1 protein-coding gene is annotated in these 338 nt (G+C 73.1%); it reads right to left on the bottom strand.

What is annotated here, in order from left to right:
• Positions 1-338, bottom strand: a 338-nt coding sequence (locus tag GTY56_RS04050) for a condensation domain-containing protein (protein ID WP_161362538.1), incomplete at both ends; no start/stop codon positions are given.

Genomic DNA, 338 nt, shown 5'->3' with positions numbered 1-338 from the left:
CGCTGCCACAGCGCGTAGTCCGCGTACTGCACCGGCAGCGGCCCCCAGTCCGGGGCACGGCCCTCGCGGCGGGCGGCGTAAGCGGTGGAGACGTCCCGGGCGAGGGGGCCCGTGGACCAGCCGTCGCTGGCGATGTGGTGGATGGTCACCGCCAGGACCCGCTCGTCGAGGCCCGCATCGAACAGCCAGGCCCGGATGGGCACCTCGGTCGCCAGGTCGAAGGCGTACTGCGCCGCCTCGATGAGTGCGACGTCAAGCTCTGCGGGCTCCACGGCGGCCACTGTCAGCTGCCAGTCCAGCTCGTCGGGGTCGAGGATGTGCTGGTAGGGGGCGCCGTC

This window comes from Streptomyces sp. SID5643 (assembly GCF_009872555.1).
Classification (GTDB): domain Bacteria; phylum Actinomycetota; class Actinomycetes; order Streptomycetales; family Streptomycetaceae; genus Streptomyces; species Streptomyces iakyrus.
This window is presented reverse-complemented; position numbering and strand designations above follow the sequence as displayed.